Source organism: Sphingobacterium sp. JUb20 (genome assembly GCF_004342035.1).
Lineage (GTDB): Bacteria > Bacteroidota > Bacteroidia > Sphingobacteriales > Sphingobacteriaceae > Sphingobacterium > Sphingobacterium anhuiense.
In genome coordinates, this window is sequence record NZ_SLYV01000017.1 from 78376 (window position 1) to 99857 (window position 21482).

General features: G+C 35.3%; 19 protein-coding genes. 15 read left to right on the forward strand and 4 right to left on the reverse strand.

Annotation, left to right across the window (positions count from 1 at the left end; all coding sequences use genetic code 11):
• The first annotated feature begins 58 nt into the window (after positions 1–58).
• The 3 genes from EDF66_RS23250 (at position 59) to bla (ending at position 2038) form a co-directional block, all read left to right on the forward strand.
• Positions 59–445, forward strand: coding sequence for a VOC family protein (locus EDF66_RS23250; protein WP_132845443.1), 387 nt, complete (start codon positions 59–61; stop codon positions 443–445).
• Between the two features lie 22 nt (positions 446–467).
• Positions 468–827, forward strand: a complete 360-nt coding sequence (locus EDF66_RS23255; protein ID WP_132845445.1) for a DUF2200 domain-containing protein — start codon at positions 468–470, stop codon at positions 825–827.
• 302 nt (positions 828–1129) lie between these two features.
• The gene (gene bla / locus EDF66_RS23260) at positions 1130–2038 is read left to right on the forward strand and encodes a class A beta-lactamase, subclass A2 (protein WP_132845446.1); all 909 of its coding nucleotides are present in this window, start codon (positions 1130–1132) and stop codon (positions 2036–2038) included.
• On the opposite strand, the gene EDF66_RS23265 is transcribed toward bla, so the two are convergent.
• Complete coding sequence (locus EDF66_RS23265) at positions 2033–3025, reverse strand: 2-hydroxyacid dehydrogenase (RefSeq protein ID WP_021189481.1); 993 nt, start codon at positions 3023–3025, stop codon at positions 2033–2035. The two genes, bla and EDF66_RS23265, sit on opposite strands and share 6 nt — an antisense overlap.
• Before the next feature lie 401 nt (positions 3026–3426).
• On the opposite strand from EDF66_RS23265, the gene EDF66_RS23270 reads away from it, so the two are divergent.
• From EDF66_RS23270 to EDF66_RS23290, 5 genes are all read left to right on the forward strand, one after another.
• On the forward strand, positions 3427–3951 hold the full coding sequence (locus EDF66_RS23270; protein ID WP_132845448.1) for a sigma-70 family RNA polymerase sigma factor: 525 nt from the start codon (positions 3427–3429) through the stop codon (positions 3949–3951).
• Between the two features lie 45 nt (positions 3952–3996).
• Positions 3997–5031, forward strand: a complete 1035-nt coding sequence (locus EDF66_RS23275; protein WP_132845450.1) for a FecR family protein — start codon at positions 3997–3999, stop codon at positions 5029–5031.
• Positions 5032–5054: 23 nt separating this feature from the next.
• Positions 5055–8378 (forward strand): SusC/RagA family TonB-linked outer membrane protein, encoded by a 3324-nt coding sequence (locus tag EDF66_RS23280; RefSeq protein ID WP_132845452.1) that lies wholly within the window; start codon positions 5055–5057, stop codon positions 8376–8378.
• Between the two features lie 11 nt (positions 8379–8389).
• Entirely contained in the window at positions 8390–10159 is a 1770-nt protein-coding gene (locus EDF66_RS23285) for a RagB/SusD family nutrient uptake outer membrane protein (RefSeq protein ID WP_132845454.1), read from the forward strand.
• A gap of 349 nt (positions 10160–10508) precedes the next feature.
• Positions 10509–11459 (forward strand): sensor histidine kinase, encoded by a 951-nt coding sequence (locus EDF66_RS23290; protein ID WP_132845455.1) that lies wholly within the window; start codon positions 10509–10511, stop codon positions 11457–11459.
• Positions 11460–11486: 27 nt separating this feature from the next.
• Here EDF66_RS23290 and EDF66_RS23295 read toward each other — a convergent pair whose 3' ends face one another.
• Positions 11487–12056 carry a hypothetical protein gene (locus EDF66_RS23295; RefSeq protein ID WP_132845457.1) on the reverse strand — a complete coding sequence of 190 codons (570 nt, stop codon included), beginning with the start codon at positions 12054–12056 and terminating at the stop codon, positions 11487–11489.
• Between the two features lie 296 nt (positions 12057–12352).
• On the opposite strand from EDF66_RS23295, the gene EDF66_RS26175 reads away from it, so the two are divergent.
• Positions 12353–12520 (forward strand): hypothetical protein, encoded by a 168-nt coding sequence (locus EDF66_RS26175; protein ID WP_156169556.1) that lies wholly within the window; start codon positions 12353–12355, stop codon positions 12518–12520.
• A 123-nt stretch (positions 12521–12643) separates the two neighbouring features.
• On the opposite strand, the gene EDF66_RS23300 is transcribed toward EDF66_RS26175, so the two are convergent.
• Positions 12644–13504 (reverse strand): RNA polymerase sigma factor RpoD/SigA, encoded by an 861-nt coding sequence (locus EDF66_RS23300; protein WP_021189489.1) that lies wholly within the window; start codon positions 13502–13504, stop codon positions 12644–12646.
• 374 nt (positions 13505–13878) lie between these two features.
• Here EDF66_RS23300 and EDF66_RS23305 point away from each other — a divergent pair, with 374 nt between their 5' ends.
• On the forward strand, positions 13879–14121 hold the full coding sequence (locus EDF66_RS23305) for a helix-turn-helix domain-containing protein (protein WP_021189490.1): 243 nt from the start codon (positions 13879–13881) through the stop codon (positions 14119–14121).
• Here the strand turns inward: EDF66_RS23305 and fmt are convergent.
• Positions 14118–15035 (reverse strand): methionyl-tRNA formyltransferase, encoded by a 918-nt coding sequence (fmt, locus tag EDF66_RS23310; RefSeq protein WP_132845458.1) that lies wholly within the window; start codon positions 15033–15035, stop codon positions 14118–14120. The two genes, EDF66_RS23305 and fmt, sit on opposite strands and share 4 nt — an antisense overlap.
• A gap of 112 nt (positions 15036–15147) precedes the next feature.
• Between fmt and EDF66_RS23315 the strand changes: the two genes are divergently transcribed.
• The 5 genes from EDF66_RS23315 (at position 15148) to serC (ending at position 21476) form a co-directional block, all read left to right on the forward strand.
• Positions 15148–16368, forward strand: a complete 1221-nt coding sequence (locus tag EDF66_RS23315; RefSeq protein ID WP_132845460.1) for an ABC transporter permease — start codon at positions 15148–15150, stop codon at positions 16366–16368.
• A gap of 112 nt (positions 16369–16480) precedes the next feature.
• Positions 16481–18610: a cation:proton antiporter gene (locus EDF66_RS23320; RefSeq protein WP_132845462.1), complete on the forward strand. Its 2130-nt coding sequence runs from the start codon at positions 16481–16483 to the stop codon at positions 18608–18610.
• Positions 18611–18618: 8 nt separating this feature from the next.
• Positions 18619–19881 carry an NADP-dependent isocitrate dehydrogenase gene (gene icd / locus EDF66_RS23325; protein ID WP_021189493.1) on the forward strand — a complete coding sequence of 421 codons (1263 nt, stop codon included), beginning with the start codon at positions 18619–18621 and terminating at the stop codon, positions 19879–19881.
• A 66-nt stretch (positions 19882–19947) separates the two neighbouring features.
• The gene (locus tag EDF66_RS23330) at positions 19948–20205 is read left to right on the forward strand and encodes a hypothetical protein (RefSeq protein ID WP_021189494.1); all 258 of its coding nucleotides are present in this window, start codon (positions 19948–19950) and stop codon (positions 20203–20205) included.
• 203 nt (positions 20206–20408) lie between these two features.
• Positions 20409–21476, forward strand: a complete 1068-nt coding sequence (serC, locus tag EDF66_RS23335; RefSeq protein ID WP_132771094.1) for a 3-phosphoserine/phosphohydroxythreonine transaminase — start codon at positions 20409–20411, stop codon at positions 21474–21476.
• Positions 21477–21482 lie beyond the last annotated feature (6 nt).

Genomic DNA, 21482 nt, shown 5'->3' on the forward strand with positions numbered 1-21482 from the left:
TATTCTAATAAAATGAGCGATAATTTCTTGAATTTTATTCCTAATTGAAATCCTAAATATGAAAAAAGTAACTGGGCTTGGAGGTGTGTTTTTTAAATGCGAGGATCCTCAAAAGATGAACGACTGGTATGCCAAGAATCTAGGTTTGGAAGCTGGTGAATATGGCGCAACTTTTAAATGGCGCGACCTTGATAACCCATCGGTTAAGGGGGCAACAGCATGGTGTACATTTCCTCGTGATTCTGAATACTTTAATCCTTCTGTAAAGCCCTTTATGATCAATTACCGCGTCGAAAACCTTGTTGCGTTGGTTGAGGAATTAAAAAAAGATAATGTCACTATCGTAGATGAAATTTCGGAGTATGATTATGGAAAATTTATTCATGTATTAGATCCTGAAGGTAATATCATTGAACTCTGGGAACCAATAGGGGATCTGGAATAGCATCGTCAAATAAAATAATAGTATGAAAAGTACCGCTGGACATGATGAACGAATAGCAAAAATGATATTTGCATCGGTTTATCCTCATTATCTCGAAAAAGTTGAAAAGAAAGGTAGAACAAAAGAGGAGCTGCATCAGGTTATAAAATGGTTAACCGGTTTTGATGAACAACAGTTGCAGGATCAAATTGATCAAAAAGTAAATTTTGAAACATTCTTTGAAAATGCAAATCTTAATGTTAATGCCAGTCTTATTACTGGTGTAATCTGTGGTTATCGTGTAGAGGAAATTAAAAATCCTTTAACACAGAAAGCTAGGTATCTCGATAAGATCATAGATGAATTAGCAAAAGGGAAAAAAATGGAGAAAATTTTGCGATGAGTTTGTTAATTATTTGTATATTAGATTGTTGTAAATGATGGTTGTTTCTTTATTTTATTGAAGCTAACTCAATATATAATAAGTAAAGCCGTTTGCATTCGTGTAGACGGCTTATTTTTTTAATAACCTGACTTGATGTTAACAGTGATTAGTAAAAAATAATTTTAACTTTACAGTTGGTCGACCGACTGTGATTGCTTACTATTATCAATAGTAAGCAATCAAAATGAATGAAGATATATAGATAGGTTAACTGTTATCTATTCTTCCTAAAATATCAGAACATAAATGATTTAAATCTCATGGGAAAACTCTTACAAATTGTATTCTTTTCATTACTATTTACTATAACTGCTCATGCACAAAGTATAGAGGGGTTAAGAAAAAATATTCAGCAGATCATGCAGAACAAAGATGCTGTTGTTGGTGTAGCAATAAACGGCATTAATCATAGTGATACATTGGGTGTAAATGCCGATAGACGACTTCCTATGCAAAGTGTTTTTAAATTTCCATTGGCGATTGTCATGTTAACAGAAATCGATAAGGGTAATTTTAAACTTGATCAAAAGATAGAAATTACAAAGCGTGATCTTACACCAGAAATTTGGAGTCCAATTCGGGAAAAATATCCTACCGGAACAACGCTTACGATAAAGGAAATTCTGGAATATACAATCACTTTAAGTGACAATGTAGGGTGTGATGTTCTTTTAAAACTTCTCGGCGGACCTCAGGTTGTAGAAAGCTATTTCGCAAAAAAAGGATTTAAGGATATATCGATTAAAATTAATGAAAAGACGATGCAAAGTAATTGGGATAAACAGTTTTTGAACTGGTCAACACCCAAAGAAATGAATCGAATTTTACAGACCTATTATGTGAATAAGAATAATTTGCTTTCGATGCCGATGTATGATTTTTTGTGGACAACCATGAAGTCTACTAATACAGGTCTTAAACAATTGAAAGGACAACTTCCTGATCAAACAGTTGTAGCACACAAGACTGGCTCATCTGGAACTAATAAGAAAACTGGAATAACGGCTGCACTCAATGATGTTGGAGTTGTTTTACTTCCAAACGGTGAGTACTTTGTGATCAGTGTCTTTGTTACCCATTCGAAAGAAAATCAGGAAACGAACGAACGTATTATTTCAGATATAGCTAAAGCGGCTTGGGATTTTTTTACAGGAGCTAATCAATTATAGTAATACTTCTGGATCAGTTGTTCCTTTTTTTATCAAATCATCAATACTTTTCAGTGTTCTTTGAGATATTTGTTCTAATGCTTCCTCTGTGAAAAAAGCCTGATGGGCAGTAACCAAAACATTAGGGAAGCTCAATAACAATTGAATGGTGTCATCGTCAATAATTGTTGCCGATAAATCTTTAAAGAAAAGTTTCTCTTCCTGCTCATATACATCAATACCAAGTAGGCCTATCTTTTTAGTTTTTAATGCTTGTATTGCATCATTGGTATTAATCAGATTACCTCTGCTAGTATTGATTATTGTGACACCATATTTCATTTTATCAATAGATTCTTTGTTAATTAGATAATGGTTGTCAGCTGTAAGAGGGCAGTGCAGCGATATGATATCAGATTCCATAAAGAGTGTTTCCAATGCGACATATTTTACACCTAGGTTAATCAACGTTTCATCAGGGTATAAATCATACGCAATAACCTCAGCTCCGAATCCCAGCGCTATTTTAACAAATGCCTTTCCTATTTTACCGGTTCCGACCACACCAATTTTCTTTTGGTAGAGATTGAATCCCAATAAACCGTTTAATGCAAAGTTTTGTTCACGCACACGATTATAAGCCTTATGAGTTTTTCTGTTTAAGGTCAATAGCATAGCCATTGCGTGTTCTGCTACAGCTTCTGGTGAATAAGCGGGGACACGGCAAACTTGAATATCAAAATCTTTAGCAGCTTGTAAATCAACATTATTGAATCCCGCGCATCTTAAAGCAATGTACTTAACTCCTTTTTTTGCAAGAGTTTCAATGACATTTCTATTTAGTTTGTCATTTACAAAAACGCATACTGCATCTTCATTTTCAATTGCATTTACGATATGAGGTCCTAGATGTGTTTCAAAAAAATGAAGTTCAAAACCATATTTTTCATTTTCTTTTTCGAAGAATTCTCGATCGTATGGCTTGGTTGAAAAGAAGGCTATTTTCATAACATATATTTTATATAAACTTAAGTAAATTTGCCAGTATCTACAATGATTTCATTAAGTTAAATGTCACTACTACTATCAATTTCCTTTTCAATCGATACTTTTTAAAAATTCGTAAGTATATGTTTACGTTTCTTTGTTATTGAAAATGTAATTTGAATATTTTTTTCTATGGATACATATATATTCAATTATTGATCTTTATTTTATTCTAAAAGGCGATTAAATTGATTCATTTAGATGTTTTATGGTTTTAAATTCTTTAAATAATGGTTTAAATAAAATTTACTAGCCCTTGTAACTCTGTTTAGTGTATGATTTTATTTGTTTTTAATCAATTGTAACATAATTATGAATAATTGGTATTAATAGCTATCTTAGTTTCGGCACTAACCTTAGATATGTCTAACCAAACCTTGATCTCTACCGCAGAATTTGAGCGTATTTATGAAAAATGGAACCGAAAAGTCTATCAATATGCTTTAAGCAAGACTTCTTCCACTTATATTGCCGAAGAAACTGTACAACGTGTATTTATCAAGCTTTGGAATAATATTTTTCAAAAGAAAGTGCATGTAGAAATAGAAGCTCAACTATTTTGCATCGCTCGTACCACACTTTTGGATATTGTGAAAGAAGAAAGGAAGAGGCAGGATCTATTGCATATAAAAGTTGAAACTGATCAAGTTCCCACACCGTCAGAGTTATATCGCTTAAAGGAACTGAATGAACGGTATGCGGACATCGTGTCAAGAATGCCAGAATCTAGAAGAAAGGTGTTCATGATGAGCAGGTTCGAAAATTTGACTTATAAAGAGATCGCAGAAAGATTGTCGATTACACCCAAAACCGTTGAAAATCATATCGCTTTGGCATTAAAAGTTTTGAAAAAGATGTTTGTATTTATCGTTCATCTATTTTTTTAAAAATCGGCTTGGGGGTAAGTGACGTTTCTACCGTATTCTTATTATATGAAGATTACGAGAGAACTTATCAATCGATACCTAAAGAATCAATGTTCAGCTGAAGAGGCTGCTTATCTGGAAGATTACATAGCACATTTGGGAGAATCTCTTGATCAGCTATTGTCTAAAGAAGAATGGGATCTTACCGACGAAAATTTAGATTATCCCAATCAGCAGGAAATCAAGGATAAAGTATTCGCTTTTGCTAAAAAGCAAAATGTTTTAAAATATAACAGGAAATTAGTTCGCATTGTATCTGCTGCGGCTGCTGTAATTGTTTTTATTCTTGGCTTTTATGTGAGCTTAAATCCATTTTTAAATCAGCCTGCGCCAGAGGTTAGGAAAATAGCTGCTATTGAAGATCAGACTGAAGAGATAAGTAATCTATATTACATAAATTCAGGCAATGACAATATGTTATTAACGGCTAGTGACGGATCTGTTATTACACTTTATCCGCAGTCTGAAATCAAATATGCTGAAGATTTTAGTATCCAGCAGGAGAGAGTGCTGTACCTGAAGGGGAAAGCAAAATTTGAGGTTGCCAAAGATAAATCAAAGCCATTTCGTGTACATTCCACCGGTGTAGTCACTACAGCTTTAGGAACGGTTTTTAGTGTTGATGAATTGCGATCTACTCAAACGCAGATCAAATTGATGGAAGGTAAAATAGAGGTGAAAGCTGTGGATCACCAGAGAGGGAAAGAATTAGTGCGGACCTTTTTGCCACACGAAGAGATTACCTTGGATCATCGTGAATTAAAGGTTGTCGAAGAGATAAAGACTCATACAATAGGAACAGATCGAGGTGGTCATTTTCTTCAAAATAACCAGATCATCCAGTTTAAAAATATAGCCCTAGAGGATGTTTTGACAATTCTGATGCAAAACTATGACATCAAGTTGCAATACGATAAATCATTGATCAGTAATAAATTTTACAGCGGAACTTTTACGAATAAAACAAATGTCTTTGAAGAAATTATCAGAGAAATTAACTACCTACATCATGCCGGTATAAACTACAACAATCCACAATAATAAACAATTAAACCAAACAAATTATGAGCAACTTTTTATCTAAAAAGCATCAGTTTCAAACTGTGCTGCTACTTCGATTTAAAAGTCCACGTACTAACTGGCCCCTTCGACTCGGAATGTTGGGATTACTGAGTATGGGATTTCATGTGGGGTACGGGCAGTCAACAGCTTCTGTAAGTGGAGTTGTCAGGGATGGAAGTAATAATCCCATCAGTGGCGCTACTGTAAGTATTGAAAATCTGTCTACGAAGTATAAACAGATGAATACGACGAATGCAGCAGGAACTTTTTCGTTTGACCGTATTCCAGAGGGGCAGGGATACGAAATTAAAATCAGTTTTGTAGGCTTCAAGACCAAAGTACTTAGTAACTATAATATTGATTCAAAAGATAAAGTTGCTATTACTGTTGCTCTAGAGCAAGAACAGGAAAGTTTAGAAGAGGTTGTAGTAGTTGGTTATGGAAAGCAAAAAAAAGCAAATATTACGGGTTCAGTGGCTTCGGTCAATGCCGAACAATTAAAGAATATTTCGCCTTCTAACCTTTCTAATGCCTTAGCTGGACGTGCCGCAGGTATAAATGTTACGAATACTTCGGGTATGGCGGGAGCTTCCTCAAGTCTACGCATTCGTGGTAGTTTTGCAGAACCTTTGTATGTGATTGACGGAATTGTACGGGATAAAGCGGCATTCGATGCTTTGGAAGCCAATGAAGTGGATCAGATGAGTTTTTTGAAAGATGCCGCAACAGCTGCGGTCTACGGGACAAGAGCGGGTAACGGTGTTGTGGTTGTCACAACTAAAAAGGGATCAGCTCAGGAGCCTGTATTTAATGTGCAAAGTAATTATAGTTTTGGTGCTCCTACTCAAACGCTTCTAGCAGATATTACGACTGCGGCTGATGAACTGACTTATCAAAATCGGGTATCTCAATTTCTTTGGGAAAATGGCTCTAGAACAGAACCATGGGTAGCACCTAATGGACAGGCTGAGTTTGATTATTTCAAGGATAAGGACTATAGTGTTAATGATAATATCTGGAGAAACCCTTTTAGTCACCGACAATCGATCTCGGTGTCGGGTGGTGGAGACCGAATTACTTATTATAATTTAGTCAGTTATCGTAAAGAAAATGGATCTTACAAATCATTGGATCATGAAAAATTCAATTTAAGGAGTAATGTGAGTGCCAAGATTACGGATGATTTTACGATTGATGTTAATATCTCGGCCAATCAAATCAATTCCAAACGTTTTTATTGGCCATTTAGTACTTCCGCTAATGATGATGATTTTGATGTGTCAGATTTTTATCGCGTAACATTCAATTGGCCTAAAATGTATCCGTTTTATTTAAATGCAGATGGATCTCCAAGTAATTCTCCAACAGCATATCCTGTTCAGACACCCATGGGGAGCTGGCAAGCCTGGAATGTGATTGACCAAGTAGTTGGGAATCGATATATCGATCGTAAAGTTCGTCAGGTAAACCCAATCATGACGTTGAATTATAAGTTGGATAAACTCATAGAGGGCTTGTCGACAAAAGTTGTAGGTAGCTATCTCGCTGAAGATTATATGCGTAAAAGGTTTATGACCTTCCAAAAGAACTATACATTTACTTCTCTGAATCCGGATGGAAATAGGTTTATACCTGCACCACCTTCCGAAGACAAAGTGAATATTTTTACTTTTAGTCAAGCACAGCCTTTTATGGATTATTCTCCTCAGCGGGAGTGGGAATATCAGGTCAACTGGTTTTTGAATTATAACCGTAAATTTAATAAACATGCCATTGATGCGTTGTTGGTCTATGAACAATTTAAAGCTGGTGGAACCTATGTAACATCCCGTGCTGAAAATCCAATTGTTAGTATTGATCAAATGTTTATTTACCCGACTGATCGTAATTTTAGAGCTACTGATGCGTATGAAACTATTAATTCTAGAAGGGGATTTATCGGACGTGCAAATTATAACTACGCAGATAAATATATCGCTGAATTTTCATTTAGATATGATGGTTCGCCCTTATTCCCCGGCGATAAACGGTGGGGATTTTTTCCATCCATGTCAGCTGCTTGGCGTGTGTCGGAAGAACATTTTTTCTTAGATATTAAAAATACGGTGAGTGATCTAAAGTTAAGAGCTTCATATGGAACAACAGGGAATGATCTTGATGTTAATGCGCAAAGGATCGGGCAATTTTTGTATCAGGAAAAATATAGGCCTTCAGGTGGCTACATGTTTGGTGATCGTTATTATAATGGTATTGCCTATGGTGATACACCTACACAGAACCTGACTTGGACGACATCCAAAAGTGTTAATATCGGTTTGGATTTTGGTTTTGTAAATAATAAACTAAGTGGCTCAATAGATGTGTTTAATCGTAAGGAAACAGATATTTTAGGACGGCGTACTTTGAAAATTCCTGATAATTATGGACGGTCATTGGCTCCGGAAAACTATGCTGCTCGAAGTTATAAAGGTGGAGAGGTATCTGTTAATTGGAATGATCGTGTGGGTGAAGTAGGTTATGGAATCACAGCTAATATGGGGTATGCAAAAGATCGTTGGGATGTCTATGATGAAGAGCCTGCATTTGCTGTTGGGGGAACGCGCAATTTCGAATCTCGAATAGGAAGACCTGAAAATCGAATCATCGGCTTTGAAGCTGTAGATCTTGTTAGAACACAGGAGCAATTAGATGCACTGAAGAGCAGTGGGTTTAAAACATATGGTCGTGATCCATATTTAGGTATGATTTTGTACAAAGATATTCGTGGAGCTAATTATTCTGAAAGCCCAGATGGTAAGATCGATGATAATGATCTGACGTTGCTTTCCGAAAATAATACTCCACGCATCAATTACGGTTTTGGGCTAAATGCAAACTGGAAAGGTTTTTCTGTTTCAGCTTTATTGCAAGGTGTAATGGCATATGATCGTGTTATAAGTAATTTGGAAGGTGGGGGAATTCGTCAGCATGGCGGTACTTTTCGACCGTATTATCCTATCTGGGCAGGCGATGTTTGGACAGCAGATAATCCACAGGCAGATTATCCGAGAGTAGTGGGTTCCAACTGGCAGGAGTCGGGAACAGGTGCTTCGAGTTTTTGGATTCGTAATGGTGCATATTTGCGCCTAAGAGATTTAAATATATCCTATAGTTTACCGCAGTCAATTACAAAGTCGATGAAAATAAACAGTGTGAATGTATTCTTTAATGGAACAAACCTATTTGTGCTTTCTCCTATGACCGAGTTTCATGACCCGGAACAGAAAATGTATGATTCCTATCCTGTTATGAAAACATTTACCTTGGGTTTGGATGTTAAATTTTAATTGAAAAAACTATGAAAACGATATTTTATACCCTAATAACACTTTTAGTTACAGTAGCGTCTTGTAAAAATGTGTTAGATATTGAAGATCTTAATTCACTTGACGAAAGCAAGGTATGGAACGATCCGAATCTTGTGAATGCCTATATAACGAATCTTTATCCCATGTTTGGAAATTGGAATGCTTCAGCGGATGCCAATTCAGAGCAGTTAATGGGCATATCTTTTCCTTTGGATGCCATCACTGTTAACAATGCCGCTTATAAATCTTGGGATTATACCACTATCCGTAGAATTAATACTGCAATTCAAAAAGTAACCGAAAGTGCAGGATTAAATGCAGATGTAAAAAATGCTGTTCTTGGGCAAGCTTTATTTATGAGAGCATATATGTATTTTAATATGGTTCGATATCATGGTGGTGTACCCTATATTACTGTACCGCAGGATTTGGAGAAAGATGATTTAGAAACACCTCGTAACACAACGAAGGAATGTTTTGATTTAATGATAAAAGATCTAGATCAAGCAATTGCCTTATTGCCGCCTATGATTGCCAAAAGTTCAGGAGATTATGGTAGAATCGATGGGAATTTTGCACTATCTTTTAAAGCTAAGGTTTTATTGTACAAGGCTTCCCCTCAATTTAATCCAACTAACCCTTATAATAATGTGTATTGGGCAGAAGCGCATGCTGCAAATAAAGCTGCCTATGATAAGTTAAAGGCTGATGGATATAATTTGACTCCAGACTATGCTAACATTGCTTTGCAGGAGAAGGGATTTGAAGTTGTTTTTGCTGTAATCAATTCGTATCCGAATAAAGTGGCGAGTTGGGATAATGGAGTGCGTCCGGGTTCTGAAAGTAGAGGCGCAGCAGGTGCAGTTCCAACATGGGATTTTGTCAAGTCATTTCCCATGAAAGATGGTAAGGCTTTCTCAGATCCGACAGGTAAGTATTTTAAAACGAATGAGCAGTTTTTACAATCTTATTGGGAAAATAGAGATCCTCGGTTCGACAAATCTATTGTATGGAATGGCAAGATTTACGAAGTTTCTGGGAAATCAGGGAAACGTCAATATACCTCTGTGGGTATAGCCGCAGATCTGGATAACTTTGGTATTAATCCTAAGGCTAAAACACCATCAGAAAATCTGAATCGATATAGTGGATTTTTTATACTTAAAAATTCAAAGTTATCGCTGAAGCAAACAGAAGTAGAAACTCAATATGATGTGGATTTTGTACTGATGAGATTTGCGGAGGTTATGATCAACTATGCTGAAACTGCAAACGAAACCGGGGATTTTAATACCGCATTAACAATTCTAAAACAGATCAGGATGCGTGCAGGTATTGAAGCAGGAAGTGACGGAAATTACGGTATTACCGCTATTGACCGTACTCAGATGAGAGATGCAATTTTGGCAGAACGGAATATTGAGTTTTGTTTTGAAGGACACCGTTTCTGGGATCTGAGAAGAACTCGAAAATTGAATATACTTAATAATACGACCAAATATGGTGTAGAGGCTATTGCTATTCTTAGTAATGGAGCTGAAATGGATTTGGATGAGGCCGCAAATCTTGCCAAAACTTATCAGCTTAAGGAAAATCAGTTTAAATACAGTGTTTTACAAGTTCCAAATACGGGAAATAAAGTAAATCTTGTACCCGATACTTATTACTTTTTTCCATTAGCTCAATCTGTGATTGATAAAAATCCTAAAATATCACAGAATAAAGATTGGGGTGGAACTTTTAATCCTACTCTAGAATAATATGAAGTCTTATCATATGTTTGGCGATAGTAAAAATAAATATTCATTATAGTACTTTAAAAAAAGTAATTACTGTCGAGAACTCGAATTTATTAATGTACCATCTCAAAGGTCTTCTGTATAAATACAGAAGACCTTTCGTATTTTTTATTGAATTCATGCTATTTAAGAAATTGTTATAGATATTGAAACATACTTGGAACTCAAAAATACTTATATTTACTTGTTAGGTATTTTTAGATTTTTTAAAAAAACCACAAAACATCTATCTTTTGTAAAAGTGCTTCATGAAATGGTATTTTTATTGATCAATTATTTGATCATGAAAGATATTAGGGTGTGAGAAATTATGGAAAATCAAACAATTATTACAATTCTGATAACCGGGATTATTGTGAGTAAAATTATTATCGGATTTTTACTCTATGAATTGATTCGGAAAAATCGCATTTTAAAGCGGGAAAAAGTCAAACTTTTAGGTACTAATATAGCACTTGAAGAGCAGGCTGATCAAATTAAAAAGTATAATGAAGAATTGAAGGCTTCCGAACTTTTTAAGATCAAGGTATTGTCAATTGCTTCACACGATTTAAGAACTCCTTTTATTTCAATGAGTATGTTGTTGAATGCCGTTGACTTATCGCTTATGTCAAAACTTGATATGGAACAAGTTTTAATGCAATTAGGATCAGAACTCTCTCATTCACAAAATATGTTGGATGAGGTGCTTTTATGGGCAGAATCTCAGCTCCGTGATAACTTAGAAAACAAGGAAACGTTTAATATTTCTCAACAGATTCAGCATGTCTTGTTGTTATTTCAAAAAGATTTAATGTCAAATAATATTTCTTTAGAAGAGAGTCTTCCTAAAGAAGTTTATTTGTATATGAGCAGGGATATATTTTCTTTTGTCATTAGGAACATTGTTAGTAATGCCGTCAAGTTTTGTAAATATGCCGGTAAAATTACTTTAGGGGTTTCGGAGATCAAAGGAGATGAATTGTTGTTATATATAGAAAATGAAGGGATAAATATGCCAGAATCGACTGTTGAAAAGCTTAATAATAGAAACAGTTGGGATCATAGAAAAGCTGTTAATGGTACAGGGGCAGGACTTGGGGTTTCATTATGTAAGGATCTTCTCCAACGGGTAGGAGGTAAAATTTATTTTGAAAACATCAGTAATGTTGGGACGATTGTTTTTATATCTTTTCCAATACATACGATTACTGCTCTTGATGATGAAATTATAAATAAAGAAAATAGCAACTTTATGAATGGTTTTAAAGAACAAAATTAGGTTTGATTCTTTCCTGTTTTTATTCGTTTAATTTATTTTTTGTGATCCAATAATTATTTTTAGTTCAGAAATAGAGTCATTTATTTTTTGTACTCCTGCAGTAATGTAATTATTCTTGCTGTAGGCCTCATACAAATCTATGCTGTTTAATAAAGAATCTTTGACGAAAATTCGATCACGTTCCTTTGATGGAAATTTTGGTAATAGGCCATTTGCAAATTTAACTTTTGAAAAATTTGAAATTTCATATTTTTCGAAAGTATGATTAGCATTCTGCTTATCCTCATCTTCATTTTGTTGAGAGAAAATAAATTTTAAACCAAGCTGTTCATTTGTAAAACAAATTTTCTGTTCATAATCGTCATCTTTAGAAAATTCTATACTATCGTATTCACTATAAGAGAATAAAGAATCTCTTTCAAATTCTATGTTTTTTGATGATGCAAATACAATAAAATCTTCAATTGTGGATTTCTCAAATTCAAGGTCTAATACAGACCAATCTTTTTTAATGGTTATTATCTTAGATGCGGTAGTTTCCTTTGAACAACTGTATAAAAAAATAGATACTATAAAAAGGATAACTGCTTGTTGCATATTTGCTTTTATTGTTAAAATTGTCTGTTTTATATTTTATAAAGATCGTGCTAATTTATAATTTTCAAAATCCCTGATTTCAGTTATATATGCTATCTATTTCTTAAAGAATTTATAAATAATAGCAAGTAAAATAATGCAATATGAATTTGATCATATCGATCAATTTAAAAAGTTGGGAGAATTATCTTTAATCGGATAATTTTTTAAATTACTATATCGTGTTCTATGGGCTGGGATGTCTGCAAAAGTATATTTGGCACGTTATTAGTCTTTTATAATAAAACGTAATTATTATGAGAAAGATTTGTTTAGTATTGCCCCTTATTTGTATGGTATTTTTGACTTCTTGTTACACGACAAGAACCGCTGGAAATAGCGGTAAAGTACCTCCCGGACAAGCCAAGAAAGCTGTTGGAGCCAAATCTGCGAAACCATTTGCACCTGGTCAAAGAAATAAGTAAATAGGATATAATTAAATGATGGTGTTCAGTACGTTTACAGTGAGTAGCAATGACTGTGTTAGTCTAATAGAACAAAAAATGCGCAGTTTTTGGCTGCGCATCTAAGAAATACTGTTAATACTATTAACCTAAATAAGATTTTAAGATCTTGCTACGAGATGTATGACGTAAGCGTTGTAAAGCTTTGTCTTTGATCTGGCGGACACGTTCGCGGGTAAGATTGAATTTTTCACCGATTTCTTCTAAGGATAACTGGTGGTTTGATCCAAGTCCGAAAAATAATACAATTATTTCTCTTTCACGCTCTGTCAGCGTTGACAGTGAACGTCTGATTTCCTCAGATAAAGATTCATCGATAAGGGAACTATCTGTATCTGGATCATGATTCTCTAATACGTCTAATAGGGTATTTTCTTCCCCTTGCACGAATGGTGCGTCCATAGAGACATGTCTTCCAGAGTTACTTAATGTATCCGAAACTTTATCGACTGTTGTTTCAAGGATGTCTGCTAATTCTTCTGGTGAAGGCTCGCGTTCATACTCTTGTTCTAATTTAGAGAATGCTTTACTAATTTTACTTAATGAACCGACCTGGTTCAAAGGTAAACGCACAATACGAGATTGCTCTGCAATAGCTTGAAGGATTGATTGACGAATCCACCATACCGCATACGAGATAAATTTAAAACCTTTTGTTTCGTCAAAACGCTTAGCTGCTTTTATTAAGCCCAAGTTACCTTCGTTGATTAAATCACCTAAGGTTAATCCTTGATTCTGATATTGTTTTGCTACAGATACGACGAAACGCAAGTTGGTTTTAGTCAATTTCTCCAAGGCAACTTGGTCACCTTCGCGAATACGTTGTGCTAATTCAACTTCTTCTTCTGCTGTAATTAAGTCTACTTTACCAATTTCGTGTAAGTACTTGTCTAACGACTGTGACTCACGATTGGTAATCGATTGTGTAATTTTGAGCTGTCTCATTAATTATATTAATACCTTTCTTCTCTGAAATGTTTGCAAAAATACAAAATAAAAACGAATTATTTTAATATTTGTTGTTGATATGTGATTATATCTTGTTGATTATGAGGAATTTTATTTACTTTATAACGCAACAAAAATTATTCCAAAATGACTGAATTCGGTCATAATAGTGTTTGAACTTCTAAATAAATATGTAATCATTTGGTAATGAATGCGCTTTGCTTGTGTAACGGAATTGCGACTAAGAATAGTATTGAAAAACTAAATTTCTAAAAAAAAATGATACATTTGATTCTACAAGAAATTAAATTTTCGATGACCAAAACTTTTTTATGAAATACATGTTTTTCAATAAACATATAATTTTGATTATGCCAATTATTATACATTTAGACAAAGTAATGCGCGATCGCAAAATGTCATTGAATGAGCTTAGTGCTAGGGTAGGCATCACACTGTCAAACCTTTCGATTATTAAAAATCAAAAAGCCAAAGCATTGCGTTTGGATACTTTGGCTTCTATCTGTCATGCATTGCATTGCCAGCCAGCAGATATCATGGAATATGTCGCGGATACGGCCGAGGTAACGAAAGAGGAGGAGCAAAGCGACTAAAAGCGGTACCCTCTTAAGAAGTCAATGATTTCCATTTTTTTCTTACCTTCAATCTGTAATTGCTTTACGCTGATATAGCCGTTATTGCCTGCAAATTTAAGATAAGTTTTTCCATCCGTTTTATAATCTCCCTGTGCAATATCTGGGGTTGCATATTCTTTGGATACTGTATATAGTTTTAATACTTTATTATCTAGGCTGGTAAATGCTGCTGGATAGGGGCTTAGGCCACGAATCAAGTTATAAATGCTGTCGACATCCTTTTTCCAGTCAATTTGGCAGTTTTCTTTAAATATTTTAGGTGCATGTTTTAATTCACTTTCCGCTAATAAGTTGCTCTGTGCTTTTGGTGTAAGTGTATTGTTTTTTAAACCTGCTATAGTTTTGAGCAGTATTTCAGCTCCTGTATGCATCAGTTTATCATGCAAAATTCCGGCATTGTCATCTGGTGCAATTGTAACTTCTTTAGATAGTAAAATACTTCCTGTATCAATTTCATGTTGCAATAAAAATGTGGATACTCCAGTAACTTCTTCCCCGTTGATGATGGCATGGTTAATTGGTGCCGCGCCACGATACTGAGGTAATAACGATGCATGGACATTGATCGTGCCGTACGGAGGCATTTTCCAGACAGCTTCTGGTAGCATTCGGAATGCTACGACTACTTGTAAATCTGCTTGGTAAGATCGCAGTTCTTCTAGAAAATCAGCATCCTTTAATTTGACAGGTTGTAATACGGGTATATTATGAGCTTCAGCATATACTTTGACTGCAGATTGATGAAGTTTTTGTCCTCGACCTGCTGGTTTGTCAGGTGCTGTTATGACAGCTACAATATTTTCACCAGATTGCACAAGTGCATCTAATGAAGCGACGGCAAAATCCGGGGTTCCCATGAATATGATGCGCATAATAGACTATGTTTTGTTGTTTTAATACTGAGATGATGGAAACAACAGGAATAAAATAGGCTGCTTCACATTTTTTTTTAACTTTGCGAAGTTACATAAATAATTTAAAAGCTTGAATTTTCCATACTTTTTAGCCAAGAGAATCACTTTTTTAGGAAAAAGAACTTTTTCCAAATTGATTGTGCGCATTACTATAGGAGCAATAGCTCTGGCAATTGCTGCAATTATTCTCTCTGTTGGTGTATTGCGAGGATTCAAATCGGAAATTACAGCTAAACAGCGTGGTTTTTTTGGTGATATCATGGTCTTGCGATACGATCTGAACAATTCCTATGAAAACTCACCCATTGCTTTAGATTCTATACAGTGGGATTCGGTTAAAAATCATCCAAATGTAGTTAGTGTAAATTCTTTTGCTACAAAACCTGGGATTATCAATGTTAACGATGAGGTGGAGGGAGTTTTATTAAAGGGTGTTGATATCAGCTACGATCAAAATTATTTAAAAAAGATATTGGTCGAGGGTGATACATTAAATCTAAAACAAAAAGATGGACCTGGAGAACAAATTTTGATATCTAAGTATCTTGCCAATAGGTTGATGCTAAAGGTTGGTGATGATTTTATTATGTATTTCGTTCAACAGCCTATTCGTAAGCGAAAATTTGAGATTAAAGGAATTTATAACTCAGGTTCTGAAGAATTGGATAAGGTTTATGTAATAGGGTCTTTAGATTTAATTCGTAAGCTTAATAATTTAGATAGTACAGCTGTGGGGGGGTATGAGGTTCGTATTCAAGATTTTTCAAAGCTACAACAAACAACTGATGAGCTTGATGATCTGGTCCCAATGGATATGCATGCTATAAGCATCCGTGAACAGGTGCCAGATATCTTTCAATGGCTAGATCTTCTAGACATGAATACTACTATTATTTTTATATTAGTGACTTTAGTTGCTATCATCAATATGGTCTCGGCTTTGCTGATTACTATTTTAGAGCGTACCTCTATGATCGGTATTTTAAAAGCACTTGGTTTTCATAATAATGGAGTTCGTCGTGTTTTTATGTATAATGCGCTCTATTTGATTGGTTTAGGTTTATTATTGGGTAACTTTATAGGATTGGGTTTATATTTCTTTCAAGATTATACTCATTTTTTCAAATTAGATGAGCAAACCTATTACATCTCTTATGTAGCTGTCAAGTTGTTTTGGACGGATATCATTTTAATCAATGTTTCGCTATTAATTATTGGAATGTTAGCTTTGTTTATCCCTTCTCTATTGATCACTAAAATCAGCCCAATTCGCGCGATCTCTTTCAAATAAATAAGTGCTTTAATTGTAGTTCCGAAATAAATATTTTACTTTTAGAAGTTTGATAAGGGGATTTCTGCCAGAAATCTTACTCAAATGTATACTAGATTTAGCTTATATATTTATGAATAGAAACGTATTAGATCACTTATCGCATGCTTTCGAAGCACCTTTAAAAAGTCCAGTACTCATTTTCGCGCTCGTCTTATTTATCATTTTATTATCGCCCATTTTATTACGTTCAATTAAAGTTCCGGGCATTATAGGTTTGATTATTTCTGGTGTTGTCATTGGTCCGCATGGACTGAACTGGTTGGAGAAAAACTCTGCAGTGGACCTTTTCTCTACGATAGGTTTGCTTTATATTATGTTTATAGCTGGTCTGGAACTAGATATGAATGAGTTTAAAAAAACCAAGCATAAGAGTTTATGGTTCGGTTTTTTCACGTTTATTATTCCTATTGCTATCGGTTTCCCGGTGTGTTTTTATCTTTTGGATTATGGTATTTTAGCCAGCATTTTGATTTCCAGCATGTTTGCTACTCATACATTGGTTTCTTATCCGATTGTAAACAGTTATGGTATTTCTAAAAATGAAGCTGTAGCTATTACTATAGGTGGAACTATATTAACGGACACTGCTGTTCTGATTATTTTGGCAGTAATCACCGGAGCCTCGCAAGGGAATATCGGACAGGAATTTTGGGTTACTTTAGGTGTATCTTTCGCAATTTTCCTTTTTATCATGTTTGGTGTGATTCCTCGCATTGCGAAATGGTTTTTCGAACGTATTGAAAGTGAAAAAACTTCGCATTATATTTTTATTTTATCAATTGTTTTCTTTGCCGCATTCTTGTCTGAAATCGCGGGGCTTGAACCAATTATTGGTGCTTTCGTTGCAGGATTAGCATTGAATAAGTTAATTCCGCATTCGTCCGCCCTGATGAATCGTATTGAGTTTATTGGAAACGCGATCTTTATTCCGTTTTTCTTAATAAGCGTAGGTATGATCGTGGATGTCAGTGTGCTGCTACGCGGACCGGAGGCTTTAATTGTTGCGGCAACACTAACAGTTGTTGCCATCTTGGGTAAATGGGGAGCCGCATGGATGACCCAATTGGTTTTTAAGTATAGCTCAGGGCAGCGAAATGTTATTTTTGGATTGAGTAGTTCACACGCCGCAGCAACTCTTGCTGTGATCATGGTCGGGTATAAAAATGAGATTATCGATGAAAATGTGTTGAATGGTACAATCTTATTGATTTTGGTAACCTGTATTGTTGCAACTATTGTGACAGAAGGGGCATCGAAAAAAATAGTAATGGATGGAGATCAGGACGAAAGCCATATCAATATTGTGAAGGAACATGATGAACATATTCTGATACCATTAGCAAATATGGAGAACATGAAACCGCTTTTGGATTTTGCTACATTGATGCGAAGCAAAAAATCACATTATCCAATAAGTATTGTTTCCGTCGTTAAGGATAATGAGCAAGCGGAAAAGAATATGGCAATAGCGCGTAAAAATTTGGATAATATTGTAAAATATGCCTCTGGTAGTGAAACCGAAGTAAGTATTGCTACTACGATTGATTATAATATTCCTAGTGGAATTAGCCGTAGTGCAAAAGAGGTGATGGCTGACTGTATTCTATTAGGATGGCCAAGTGCAAGTAATTTTGTAGATAAAATAGTTGGTGAGAAGTCTGAAAGTATTTTAAACCGTACTTCTGCAAATGTTATGATGTGTCAATTTAAGAAGCCTTTTATTACACATAATAAAATTATTGTATTCGTACCACCTTTGGCCCAATCCGAATTCGGATTTGAATATTGGGTAGAGAAAGTGCTTAAATTAGGACAGGAGCTTACAATTTCGGTCACTTTTGTGTGTGATAAACGTACTGAAGAGGCCACTAAAATATTTCTGGAAGAAATTAAAAATTCAGTTCCTGTTAATTTTAAGATCTATGATGATTGGGATCATATGCAGGGGTTAAAGTCATTTAGAGAGGATAATGCATTTTTATTTTATGTTTCATCGCGTTATGGTGAGGTATCTTACCGTGATTCTTTAGACGGTTTGGCAAAGAAATTGGAACGTATTCATCAGAATGAAAATGTGGTCCTTGTATTTCCGAGTCGGGTGGACAATCAACATATTGATGAATATGAAGATGTGCAAGCGGCTCCGATCTTCAGAAAGATTAGTAAAGAAATTGGAAACATGTTCAATAAAGATAAATAAACTGAACTATGGCAAGTAAAATAACAAAGTCTCTGGATGGACCGCTACAGGTACCTGATCAGCCTATCATTCCATTTATTATTGGCGACGGTATAGGCCCTGACATTTGGCGTGCTTCGGTTCGGGTTTTTGATCGTGCGGTAGAAGTTGCGTATGGTGGTAAAAGGAAAATTGAATGGAAAGAGGTACTGGCTGGAGAGAAGGCATTTGATGAAACTGGAGCGTGGTTGCCAGAAGAGACACTTGATGTACTGAAAGAATATCTAGTGGGTATTAAAGGACCGTTAACAACGCCGATAGGGGGTGGTATCCGTTCTCTAAATGTGGCCTTGCGTAAGGAATTAGATTTGTTTGTTTGCCAACGTCCTACAAAGTGGTATGAGGGTGTTCCATCACCTGTTAAGCATCCGGAATATGTTAATATGGTTATTTTTCGTGAAAATACGGAAGATATTTATGCAGGTATTGAATTTGCGTCGGGTACAGCAGATGCGACTAAAATTCAAGATTTTCTTCGTACTCAACTTCATGTCGATTATAATTTTTCGAATGATACGGGGGTGGGAATTAAATTGGTTTCGGAAAGAGGTTCTAAACGGCTTGTACGTGCAGCTATTGAACATGCTTTAGCGCATAAATTACCTTCTGTGACTTTGGTTCATAAAGGCAATATTATGAAGTTTACAGAGGGGGCTTTTAAAAATTGGGGTTATGAATTGGCCGAGACAGAATTTGCTAAGGAAACATATACCTGGGGTCAATGGGAACGGACTAAAGCGGAGAAAGGGGATGCTGCAGCTAATGCTGAGCAACAGGAAGCCCTGGCTGCTGGTAAACTGTTGATCAAAGATGTCATTGCAGATAATTTTCTGCAACAGATTTTACTAAATCCGCGTGATTATTCTGTTATTGCTACATTGAATTTGAATGGCGATTATATTTCAGATGCCCTTGCTGCTATTGTTGGGGGTATTGGTATTGCTCCTGGGGCAAATATCAATTATAATACTGGGCATGCTGTTTTTGAGGCGACGCATGGTACCGCACCCCGGTTTGCAAATACCGATACAATGAATCCTTCTTCGGTAATTTTAAGTGGTGTGATGATGTTCGAATATATGGGATGGCAAGAAGTGGCGGATGCTATAGTTAAAGCATTGAGCGAAACAATTAAAGCCAAAACTGTAACAGTTGATTTTTATAATTTAATGGAAGATGCAACGCTTGTGAAAACAAGTGAATTTGCGGATCGTATGATCGAAAAGTTATAATAGCTATTTTGAATATGCTAGATAAAGCTGACCTTTGAATTTTATTTAAAGGTCAGCTTTTTTTATATGCAATTTTCAGATTTACCACCGTTTGTTAAAGTTTCTTCTGTATTTACAGAGGAAGAATTACAGCAGTTACTTCGTGTTGAACAATTACCAGATGATATTGAGATTGATACTATCCGTGACGAACCAGAGATTTTCGATCTCCTTAATGCATTTATTGGTGATGAAAATAGTCGTTTGATACATTTACAGCTTTATGCACAGATGTTATTAAAAAGAGGAGAGGTTGAGCAAGCGTGGAAAGTGATCTTATTATAGGTTAGACATAATATCATTTTTAATGTTTTTTCAAGTATTTTATGTTATCTTTTTATCATTTCGGTGTTACTTTTTTCTAAATTTCATTAATATTGATTTTTTGTTGAAATTTAAGTAAGAAAACTTGTACCTTTGATCTTCGGAAAGCAAACGATTGCTTAGTCGAACCGTAGAAAAGTATAAAAAAAACAAACTATATATCGATGAAACATAATTTTGGAGCAGGTCCTTGCATTCTGCCAAAGGAAGTTTTTCAAGAAGCTTCACAAGCTGTAATTGATTTTAATAATACTGGTTTATCCATCTTAGAAATTTCGCATCGATCCAAAGAATTCGAAGCAGTTTTGGATGAAGCAACTAAATTGGTTCGCGAATTGTTAAATGTGCCGCAAGGATATTCTATTTTGTTCCTACAGGGAGGTGCAAGTTTACAATTTGCAATGGTAGCGTTAAACTTGTTGCCTGAAAATGGTAAAGCAGCTTACTTGGATACGGGTGTATGGGCTTCAAAAGCAATTAAAGAAGCAAAGAAGATTGGAAATGTAGAGGTGGTTGCGTCATCGAGCGATAAAAATTACACCTATATTCCAAAGCAATATACTGTTCCTGCTGATGCAGCTTATTTTCATTATACGTCAAATAATACAATTTACGGAACTGAAGTATTTGATGTTCCAGCATCAAGTGCTCCAATTGTCGTTGATATGTCTTCGGATATTTTGAGCCGTGAGATTAATGTGAGTGATTTTGATCTTATCTATGCGGGAGCACAAAAAAATATGGGTCCTGCAGGCGCTACTTTAGTAATCGTTAAAGATGAGATTTTAGGTAAAACGGGACGTGTTATTCCATCTATTTTGGATTACACTGCACATATTTCGGCAGATTCAATGTACAATACGCCGCCTGTTTTCTCCATCTTTGTATCTCTTCTTAACCTACGCTGGTTGAAAGCAAAAGGTGGTGTAGCGGTTATTGAACAAGAGAATATTATTAAGGCACGTACGTTGTATGATGAAATTGATCGTAACCCATTCTTCAAAGGAACTGCTGCCGTAGAAGATCGTTCTCGTATGAATGTTACTTTTGTCATGGATTCTGCAGAATTAGAGGCTGAGTTCTTGGCTTTAGCTAAAGAACGTGAACTGATCGGTATTAAAGGTCATCGTTCAGTTGGTGGTTTTAGAGCATCAATCTATAATGCATTGTCGATAACAAGCATCAATGCTATGGTAGATGCAATGAAAGAGTTTGAAGAATTGAAAAAATAAAATCGA

Coding starts and splice junctions, on each gene's coding strand:
- EDF66_RS23330 (WP_021189494.1), top strand. CDS start 19,948: ATGCAATTTTCAGATTTACCACCGTTTGTTAAAGTTTCTTCTGTATTT.
- EDF66_RS26175 (WP_156169556.1), top strand. CDS start 12,353: ATGAGAAAGATTTGTTTAGTATTGCCCCTTATTTGTATGGTATTTTTG.
- EDF66_RS23280 (WP_132845452.1), top strand. CDS start 5,055: ATGAGCAACTTTTTATCTAAAAAGCATCAGTTTCAAACTGTGCTGCTA.
- EDF66_RS23265 (WP_021189481.1), bottom strand. CDS start 3,025: ATGAAAATAGCCTTCTTTTCAACCAAGCCATACGATCGAGAATTCTTC.
- EDF66_RS23250 (WP_132845443.1), top strand. CDS start 59: ATGAAAAAAGTAACTGGGCTTGGAGGTGTGTTTTTTAAATGCGAGGAT.
- EDF66_RS23305 (WP_021189490.1), top strand. CDS start 13,879: ATGCCAATTATTATACATTTAGACAAAGTAATGCGCGATCGCAAAATG.
- EDF66_RS23290 (WP_132845455.1), top strand. CDS start 10,509: ATGGAAAATCAAACAATTATTACAATTCTGATAACCGGGATTATTGTG.
- icd (WP_021189493.1), top strand. CDS start 18,619: ATGGCAAGTAAAATAACAAAGTCTCTGGATGGACCGCTACAGGTACCT.
- EDF66_RS23275 (WP_132845450.1), top strand. CDS start 3,997: ATGAAGATTACGAGAGAACTTATCAATCGATACCTAAAGAATCAATGT.
- serC (WP_132771094.1), top strand. CDS start 20,409: ATGAAACATAATTTTGGAGCAGGTCCTTGCATTCTGCCAAAGGAAGTT.
- fmt (WP_132845458.1), bottom strand. CDS start 15,035: ATGCGCATCATATTCATGGGAACCCCGGATTTTGCCGTCGCTTCATTA.
- EDF66_RS23270 (WP_132845448.1), top strand. CDS start 3,427: ATGTCTAACCAAACCTTGATCTCTACCGCAGAATTTGAGCGTATTTAT.
- EDF66_RS23255 (WP_132845445.1), top strand. CDS start 468: ATGAAAAGTACCGCTGGACATGATGAACGAATAGCAAAAATGATATTT.
- bla (WP_132845446.1), top strand. CDS start 1,130: ATGGGAAAACTCTTACAAATTGTATTCTTTTCATTACTATTTACTATA.
- EDF66_RS23300 (WP_021189489.1), bottom strand. CDS start 13,504: ATGAGACAGCTCAAAATTACACAATCGATTACCAATCGTGAGTCACAG.
- EDF66_RS23320 (WP_132845462.1), top strand. CDS start 16,481: ATGAATAGAAACGTATTAGATCACTTATCGCATGCTTTCGAAGCACCT.
- EDF66_RS23285 (WP_132845454.1), top strand. CDS start 8,390: ATGAAAACGATATTTTATACCCTAATAACACTTTTAGTTACAGTAGCG.
- EDF66_RS23295 (WP_132845457.1), bottom strand. CDS start 12,056: ATGCAACAAGCAGTTATCCTTTTTATAGTATCTATTTTTTTATACAGT.